The organism is Paractinoplanes hotanensis (assembly GCF_023717965.1).
In the GTDB taxonomy this organism is placed as follows: Bacteria; Actinomycetota; Actinomycetes; order Mycobacteriales; family Micromonosporaceae; genus Actinoplanes; species Actinoplanes polyasparticus.
This window is the reverse complement of the sequence record NZ_JAMQOL010000019.1, coordinates 147489-155805: the sequence shown is the minus strand read 5'-3', so window position 1 is coordinate 155805 and position 8317 is coordinate 147489. Positions and strand designations below refer to the sequence as shown.

Sequence of the window (8317 nt, the reverse complement as noted above, 5' to 3'; positions counted from 1 at the left end):
CCCGCAACCCCGACGCGGCGTCCGCCCGAGCGCCCGAATCGGCGCCGTCGGGCGAGTCCGCCCCGCCGACATCCCGCAACCCCGACGCGGCGTCCGCCCGAGCGCCCGAATCGGCGCCGTCGGGCGAGTCCGCCCCGCCGACATCCCGCGACTTCGACGCGGCGTCCGCCCACGGGCCCCAAGCGATGTCCGCCCACGCGCCCGGAGCGGCGTCTTCGTATCACCCTGACGCGGGTGGCTGGGGCAAGTACGTGGCCGGTGCGGCGTTTCTCAAAGCGCTGACCGATGGGCGCAACGCCCGGGCGGTGTGGAGCGCGTTGCCCGGTGAAGACTGGTCGCGGCGGATCGCTGAGGCCGCCGAGGCGACCGTGCGTGGCGGCCGGGGCGTGGTGATCGTGGTGGCCGACGCGCGTGACCTCGACCGGGTCGACCGGGCGCTCGAAGCCGTACTCGGGCCGGGGCGGCACGTCGCGCTCAACGCCGCGCTGGGTCCCGCCGAGCGCTACCGCCGGTTTCTGGCCGCCAGCCGCCACCAGGTTCCGGTCGTGGTCGGCACGCGGGCCGCGATGTGGGCCCCGGTGGCCAAGATCGGCCTGGTCGTGATCTGGGACGACGGCGACGACCTGCACGCCGAGCCCCGCTCGCCGTATCCGCACGCCCGCGAGGTGCTGCTCACCCGCGCCCAGCTGGCCGATTGCGCCGCCCTGGTCGCCGGGTTCGCCCGCACCGGCGAGGGCCAGCTGCTGCTGCAGACCGGCTGGGCCCGTGAGATCAGCGCGGCCCGCGACGTGCTGCGCGCCCACGCCCCCGCCATCGCCCCCACCGGCGACGACCCCCAGCTGGCCCGCGATCCCGGCGCCGCGACCGCTCGCCTGCCCAGCCTGGCCTGGCAGGCCGCACGGGGGGCGCTTCAGTCGGGCGCCCCGGTGCTCGTCCAGGTGCCCCGGCGGGGCTACCTGCCCTCGGTAGCCTGCGCCGAGTGCCGCACGCCGGCGCGCTGCCCCCACTGTTCCGGCCCGCTCGGCCTGCGGGGCGCCCGCGACGTCCCCACCTGCCACTGGTGCGGCCGGGCAGCCGCGGACTATTCATGCCCGGCCTGCGGCGGGCGTCGCCTGCGAGCGTCGATCACCGGCGCCCGACGCACGGCCGAAGAGCTGGGCCGGGCCTTTCCCGGCGTCCCGATCCGCACCTCCGGCAAAGACGAGATCCTCGACACCGTCCCGGCCGACGCCGCCGTCGTCGTGGCCACCCCCGGCGCCGAGCCGGTGGCCGCAGCGGGCTACGGCGCCGTCCTCCTGCTCGACACGTGGGCCCTGCTCACCCGCTCCGACCTGCGCGCCGCCGAAGAGACGATGCGCCGCTGGCTGAACGCGGCCGCCCTGGCCCGCCCGGCCGCCGCCGGCGGCAAGGTGGTGGTCGTCGCCGACGGCTCCCTGGCACCGGTGCAGGCATTGATCCGCTGGGACCCGGCGTGGTTCGCCCAGCGCGAGCTGACCGAGCGGCGCGAGCTGTCCTTCCCGCCCGCGGCCCGCATGGCCAGCCTCACCGGCAAGGCCGAGGCCGTGTCCGAGTTCCTGAACATCGCGCGCCTGCCGGACGACACCGAACTGCTGGGCCCCGTCCCCGCCGACGACGACCAGGAACGCATGCTGCTGCGCGTCCCCCGCGGTCAAGCAGCCGCCCTGGCCAACGCCTTGCACGAGACCGCCGCGGTCCGCAGCGCCAAGAAGGCCGCCCTGTCCGTCCGCATCGAGATCGACCCGGCCGCCCTCTTCTGAGTCCGCACCGGCCAACGCCGCATCCGGCCGATGTTCGACCCTGCGCTTGGGGACAGTGCGACAACCTCGCACAACGCGCCACGCGGCCACCTCGCAGAGGCCCGCGTCCCCGCCACGCCTGGCCGGCTCGCCCGCACCCTCACCTCGTCGGTCTCCGGGCGGATGCGGTCAGTCGGTCCAGGTCAGGTCGAAGGTGCCGTCCTCGATGCGGGCGATGAAAGACTCGACGTCCGCGGACTGCACGACGGCGTCTTCCCAGCTTTCGCTTGCGTTGCTGACCAGCAGCACCGGCGCCGGGTTGTGGCGTAGGTCGAGCACGAAGTTCTCCAGACCGCCGTCGCCGCCGATCAGGGCGATGCCGGGGTGGGTGCTCTCGGTCTCCCAGATGGCGAGCAGCTGGCGGGCCTCTGCCGGCGGGTACAGCCACACGTACTTGCCCGACGGCAGCCAGCCGCGCCGCAGCCATGATGACGACCGCAGGTACGCCCGCCACGCTGCCGGCAGGTCGGGGCCGCCGGCGAACTCGGCTTCCGGCACCGGCCCGCGCCAGTCCGCCTCCTCGACGATCACGCCGGTCGGCTCGTCGTCGCGGGTCTGCACCCGTAGGACGTGACCCGAGCCCTCCGCGGGCACCAACTTGTCCCGTGCGACGCGGACGGCCTCGTCCCGGTCGTCGAAAAGGGACAATTCACCGGGCCACTCGCGCCAGTCGGCGGCCTCGATCCGCTGCACATCGTTCGTCCCGGCCGCACCCCAGCGCGTGACCAGGCCATCGTCAAGATCATCACCCATGCGGGCACATTACTGAAGGCTCCGGCGACCCGGTAACCACGTGTGACGCAAAACCGGCGCCCCCGCGGTTCGGGGAGGCGCCGGCTTCACGAAACGGGTCAGGCAGCGGCGTTCTTGAGGTCCTGAGCGCGGTCGGTGCTCTCCCAGAGCAGCTCGGGGATCTCGCGGCCGAAGTGACCGTAGGCGGCCGTCTGCTGGTAGATCGGGCGCAGCAGGTCGAGGTCGCGGATGATCGCGGCCGGGCGCAGGTCGAACACCTGGTTGATGGCCTTCTCGATGCGCTCGACGGGCACGTTCTCGGTGCCGAACGTCTCGACGAACAGCGACACCGGGTGGGCCTTGCCGATCGCGTACGCGACCTGGGTCTCGCAGCGCTCGGCCAGGCCGGCCGCCACGACGTTCTTGGCGACCCAGCGCATCGCGTAGGCCGCGGAACGGTCCACCTTGGACGGGTCCTTGCCGGAGAACGCGCCGCCGCCGTGCCGGGCGTAGCCGCCGTACGTGTCGACGATGATCTTGCGGCCGGTGAGGCCGGCGTCGCCCATCGGGCCGCCGATCTCGAAGCGGCCGGTCGGGTTGACCAGCAGGCGGTAGCCCTCGGTGTCGAGGCCGAGGCCCTCGAGCTCGGGCGCGATCACGTGCTCGCGGATGTCGGGCGTGAGCAGCGACTCGAGCGAGATGTCGGCCGCGTGCTGCGACGAGACGACCACCGTGTCGAGGCGAATCGGGCGCAGCCCGTCGTACTCGATGGTGACCTGGGTCTTGCCGTCGGGACGCAGGTAAGGGATCGTGCCGTCCTTGCGGGCGGCCGACAGCCGGCGGGCCAGGCGGTGGGCCAGCGCGATCGGCAGCGGCATCAGCTCGGGCGTCTCGGAGCACGCGAAGCCGAACATCATGCCCTGGTCGCCGGCGCCCTGACTGTCGAGCACGTGCTCGCTGTCGCCCTCGCGCAGCTCGAGCGCGCTGTCGACGCCCTGAGCGATGTCGGGCGACTGCGACCCGATCGAGACGCTGACGCCGCAGGACGCGCCGTCGAAGCCCTTCTTCGACGAGTCGTATCCGATCTTGAGGATCGTGTCACGCACGATGCTCGGGATGTCGGCGTACGCCTGGGTGGTGACCTCACCCGCTACGTGCACCTGGCCGGTCGTGATGAGCGTTTCCACCGCGACACGGCTGCGGGGGTCCTGCGCCAGCAGGGCGTCGAGAATGCCGTCGCTGATCTGGTCAGCGATCTTGTCCGGGTGGCCTTCCGTGACCGACTCGGAGGTGAACAGGCGGCGTGCCACGGTGCTCCTCAGAATTGTCGAATACAACGTAACGCGGAAGTGTAGTCACCGTGCCCGGCGGGAGTCGCCTGGGTACTGGGCTCTCCCACCGTCGGCGACCTGGCTTTCCAGAAGCGCGACGATACGGTCGTAAATCATATCGGCCACATCGTCTTTGGGGAGCTTGGCGTAACCCGTCGTGCTCCCGTCGGCCCCGAGCAGCGTGACCTCATTGTGGTCGGCGCCGAACACGCGGTCCACACCCACCTCGTTAACGACGATCAGGTCGGCACGTTTCTTGATCAGTTTGACCCGTGCGTGCTCGATCGCGTCGTGTGTCTCGGCCGCGAAGGCCACGAGGATCTGCCCCGGTCGCTTGCTCGCGCCCAGTTCAGCGGCGATGTCGGGATTGGTGACGAGTGCGATCGGCGCCGGCGAGCCGTCGTCGGTCTTCTTGATCTTCTCGTCGGCCACGGTGGCCGGGCGGAAGTCGGCGGGCGCGGCCGACATCACGACGACATCCGCCTCGGCGGCGGCCTTGACCGTGGCGGCCCGCAGTTCCTCGGTCGTCCCCACCCGTACGAGATCCACGCCGGCCGGATCGGGCAGAGTCACGTTCGCCGCGATCAACGTCGTGCGCGCGCCCCGGGCCGCAGCCGCCTTGGCCAACGCGTACCCCTGCTTGCCGGACGACCGGTTCCCGAGGAACCGCACCGGGTCGAGCGGCTCCCGGGTGCCCCCGGCGGTCACCACTACATGGCGGCCGGCCAGGTCGAGATCGAGACCCCGCCGGTGCACGCGTAACGCCAGCTCGAAGATCTGCACGGGCTCCGGCAGCCGGCCCTTGCCCGTGTCCTTGCCGGTCAGCCGCCCGACCGCCGGTTCGATCACCACCGCGCCGCGCGCCCGCAAGGTGGCGACGTTGGCCCGGGTGGCCGCGTTCTCCCACATCTCGGTATGCATGGCCGGGGCGTAGACCACCGGGCACGTGGCCGTCAGCAGGGTGTTCGTCAGCAGGTCGTCGGCGATGCCGTGGGCCGCCTTGGCCAGCAGGTCGGCGGTCGCGGGCGCCACGACGACGAGCTCGGCCGATCGCCCGATGCGAACGTGAGGCACCTCATGCGCGTCGTCCCAGACTTCGGTCGCGACGGGGCGTCCTGAGAGCGCCGCCCAGGTGGGCGCGCCGACGAACTGCAGCGCGGACGCCGTCGGCACGACGCGCACCTTGTGCCCCGACTCGGTGAACAGCCGCAGCAGCTCACACGCCTTGTAGGCAGCAATACCGCCCGCCACCCCGAGGACGACTTCAGCCACCACAGACCCCCGAACGCTCCTTCGCCCACCGGTGCGGACGACGAATCAACGCTAGCCCGAGGGCGGCCCCGGATGCGGCGCCGACCCCATGCCTGTGGATAACCATCCTGTGCGGCTCGACGGACGCCGTACGTGTCGAAGTGTCAAGACCCTGGAGCTTCGCCCCAGACCCCAGCCATCGCTGGAGATCACCTCTGGCGATGGTGACGCTGGGTGGGCTTGGGTGATCTCCGGTCAACAGCGTCAGAAGCGAATCGTGAGGAGGGGGCTGCCGTCGCCCGGAGATCACCCAAGCCAAGACTCACTCTGGAAAGAAGAACACCACAACACACCACGTCCAGGGACTACGTGCGCCCGCCGGGGTCAAGCTTCCCTGCCCCCGGGGAACAAAACGGGACAGGGCTCACCAGAAATGCACCTTCCGGCGGAAGCCCGGCTGCAAGCGGTCACACGCAAAGCCGCGCACCCCAATACGGAGCCCACCCCAACCATCCACTCCCCCCGCTTTTTGACCGACCGGCCGCGCAAGCGGCACGGTGCGAACGCGCACCCCACCACCCAGGCCGGCCCGAGTGAGAAAAAGTCCTGGTTTCATCCCCAACGCGAAAGCCAGACCGCTCACCCGCACGGGTTTCCCCAGCCCAGCCCCGCACCCAGAGAAGCGCCGACCCCTCACTCACCGCGAGGTGAACCCCCGGCCGTCCCACCGCAAGAAAGCCCACCCCACAAAGCAGAAACGCAAAGATCCCGCGCCCCCAGGGGACACGGGATCGATGTGACGCGCCACCAGGAGGGGCGCGAAGGAATCAGGGGTTGTCAGTAGCCTCAGCGGTCAGCAGACCAGCGTTGATCTCGCGCATGGCGATCGAGAGCGGCTTCTCCTGCGGCGTGGTTTCGACCAGCGGGCCGACGTATTCCAGCAAACCCTCGCCGAGCTGGCTGTAGTACGCGTTGACCTGGCGGGCGCGCTTAGCCGCGAAGATCACCAGCGAGTACTTCGACGAGGTCTTGTCGAGCAGCTCGTCGATCGGCGGGTTGGTGATGCCTTCGGGGTTCGCGATGGTTCCCACAGTTTTAAGATCCTTAATGCTCTGGGGCTTGCGCTGGCGTCAGAAATGACGAACCGAGCAATCCTACCAGCTCATCGGCCGCACGCTCGACGAAGTCGTTGACCACCGTTCGGTCGAACTCCTTCTCGGCGGCCAGTTCCTCGTCGGCGTGGGCGAGGCGGCGGCGGATGGTTTCCTCGTCGTCGGTGCCGCGGCCGATCAGGCGGCGGCGGAGTTCCTCGACGCTGGGTGGGGCCAGGAAGACGAGTTGCGCGTCGGGCATCGTGGCCCGCACCTGGCGGGCGCCCTGCAGGTCGATCTTGAGCAGGACCGGCCGGCCCTGGCCGATCCAGCCTTCGACCTGCGCCCTGGGCGTGCCGTAGAGGTTGCCGGCGAACTCCGCCCATTCGAGCAGTTGACCGCCGTCGATCAGTCGTTGGAACTCGGGCCGGGTCACGAAGTGGTAGTGCTCGCCGTCGGTCTCGTAGTCGCGTTTCTTGCGCGTCGTCACCGACACCGACAACTTGATCCAAGGCGAGCGCGCCCGGATCAACTCGATCACACTGTCTTTGCCGACCCCGGAAGGGCCGGAAAGGACGGTGAGGCGGGCTGCCGGGCGCGCGTCGTCATCCATGCTCACAAGGCTCATTCAACACGAGCCCATGAGTCAGTTCGCAGCGAACTCCCCCAGGAGGGCCTTGCGCTGCTGGTCGCCGAGACCGCGCAGCCGGCGGCTGTCGGCGATCTTGAGCTTCTCCATGATCTGGGTCGCGCGGATCTTGCCGATGCCCGGCAGCGCCTGGAGCACGGCCGAGACCTTCAGCTTGCCGACGACCTCGTCCTCCTCCGCGCGGTCAAGCACAGCGGCGAGGGTGGTCTTGCCGGACTTGAGCTGTTCCTTCAGCTCAGCCCGAGCCTTACGTACTTCCGCGGCCTTCTCCAGCGCTGCAGCGCGCTGCTCGGGGCTCAGTGACGGGAGCGGCACCAGTTCTCCTCAGGTCCCTATCGCGGCGGTAGTTCAATACCGGCGCTTCTGTGAAACGTGGTGTGCCAGGGAACCAAAGGGGCATGTGGTTCCCGGCGCCGGGAAAACTAGCGGTCAACGGCGCTTTCGGCAACGTGGGGGTACCCCCGCAACCGCTCCGCGACTCCCTGATAAGCAGGGCCGTTTCACCCGAGAGCGGATCTGCATTCGTCGGCGACACGGTCCGCGGCAGCCCTCAGCCCGGCCACCGAAGGTCCCGCCGCCAGAACTTCCCGTGAGTACGACGGCAGCACGTTGCGCAGGCTTTCGCCGAAGACGGACCGCAGGTCGGAGGGGGTCGCGCCCTGCGCTCCGAGGCCCGGAGCGAGCAGCGGACCGTTCACTCGGGACAGATCGTGCCCGGTGTCGCCGATCGTCGCTCCGATTACGAGTCCGGCGCTTCCGAGCGGCTCAAAACCCTTGTTGAGCAGGGAAACTTCGTCGATCACGGTTTGCCCCACGGTCTTTTTGCCCGTTGCGACAGCATGCTGGACGGAGCGTCCCTCCGGATTGGATGTCAGCGCCACGACGAACACGCCACCGCCGTGACGAGCGGCGACGTCGAATGCCGGCTGCAACGAGCCCACGCCGAGATAGGGACTCACAGTAATCGCGTCGGCACAGAGAGGACTCGCCGGATTGAGGTAGGCGTCGGCGTACGCGGCCATCGTCGAGCCGATGTCGCCGCGCTTCACATCCAGCAGGACAAGGGCGCCGGCCTCCTGGGACTGTCGGATAGTTGACTCAAGAATTCCGATGCCACGTGACCCAAATCTCTCAAAAAAGGCCGACTGCGGCTTCAGCACAGCCACCCGATCGGCCAGGGCTTCGACGACCGTACGGGCGAAACGTTCCAGGCCGGCGATGTCGTCGGTGAGCCCCCACCTGGTCAGCAGGGCGGCGTGCGGATCGATGCCTACGCACAGCCGGCCGCGCTTGTCCATGGCCTCCGCGAGGCGCTTGCCGAAGGTCTCCACTGGGACTCCTCTTCCGTGTCAGCAGTCAGGTGATCAGTCAGGTCGGTGAAGCCGGGTCAGTCAGGTGGTCAGTCAGGTTGGCGGGGCCGTCCCCGGGACGGGTCGCGACCCGGCG

The 8317-nt window shown here is 69.8% G+C and carries 8 protein-coding genes; 1 reads left to right on the top strand and 7 read right to left on the bottom strand.

Annotated features, from left to right (window positions below):
• Positions 1-1778 (top strand): primosome assembly protein PriA (locus LXN57_RS16310; protein WP_251799004.1); only part of this gene is annotated, 1778 nt, incomplete at its 5' end.
• A gap of 168 nt (positions 1779-1946) precedes the next feature.
• Here LXN57_RS16310 and LXN57_RS16305 read toward each other — a convergent pair.
• From LXN57_RS16305 to pyrF, 7 genes are all read right to left on the bottom strand, one after another.
• Positions 1947-2570, bottom strand: coding sequence for a hypothetical protein (locus LXN57_RS16305; RefSeq protein WP_251799003.1), 624 nt, complete (start codon positions 2568-2570; stop codon positions 1947-1949).
• 98 nt (positions 2571-2668) lie between these two features.
• Positions 2669-3859, bottom strand: coding sequence for a methionine adenosyltransferase (gene metK, locus LXN57_RS16300; protein WP_251799002.1), 1191 nt, complete (start codon positions 3857-3859; stop codon positions 2669-2671).
• Between the two features lie 45 nt (positions 3860-3904).
• Entirely contained in the window at positions 3905-5155 is a 1251-nt protein-coding gene (gene coaBC, locus LXN57_RS16295; protein WP_251799001.1) for a bifunctional phosphopantothenoylcysteine decarboxylase/phosphopantothenate--cysteine ligase CoaBC, read from the bottom strand.
• Positions 5156-5958: 803 nt separating this feature from the next.
• Positions 5959-6222, bottom strand: coding sequence for a DNA-directed RNA polymerase subunit omega (gene rpoZ, locus LXN57_RS16290; RefSeq protein ID WP_015623990.1), 264 nt, complete (start codon positions 6220-6222; stop codon positions 5959-5961).
• Positions 6223-6235: 13 nt separating this feature from the next.
• On the bottom strand, positions 6236-6835 hold the full coding sequence (gmk, locus tag LXN57_RS16285) for a guanylate kinase (RefSeq protein ID WP_251799000.1): 600 nt from the start codon (positions 6833-6835) through the stop codon (positions 6236-6238).
• A gap of 33 nt (positions 6836-6868) precedes the next feature.
• Entirely contained in the window at positions 6869-7186 is a 318-nt protein-coding gene (gene mihF, locus LXN57_RS16280) for an integration host factor, actinobacterial type (RefSeq protein ID WP_020517554.1), read from the bottom strand.
• Between the two features lie 185 nt (positions 7187-7371).
• Complete coding sequence (gene pyrF, locus LXN57_RS16275; protein ID WP_251798999.1) at positions 7372-8202, bottom strand: orotidine-5'-phosphate decarboxylase; 831 nt, start codon at positions 8200-8202, stop codon at positions 7372-7374.
• Positions 8203-8317 lie beyond the last annotated feature (115 nt).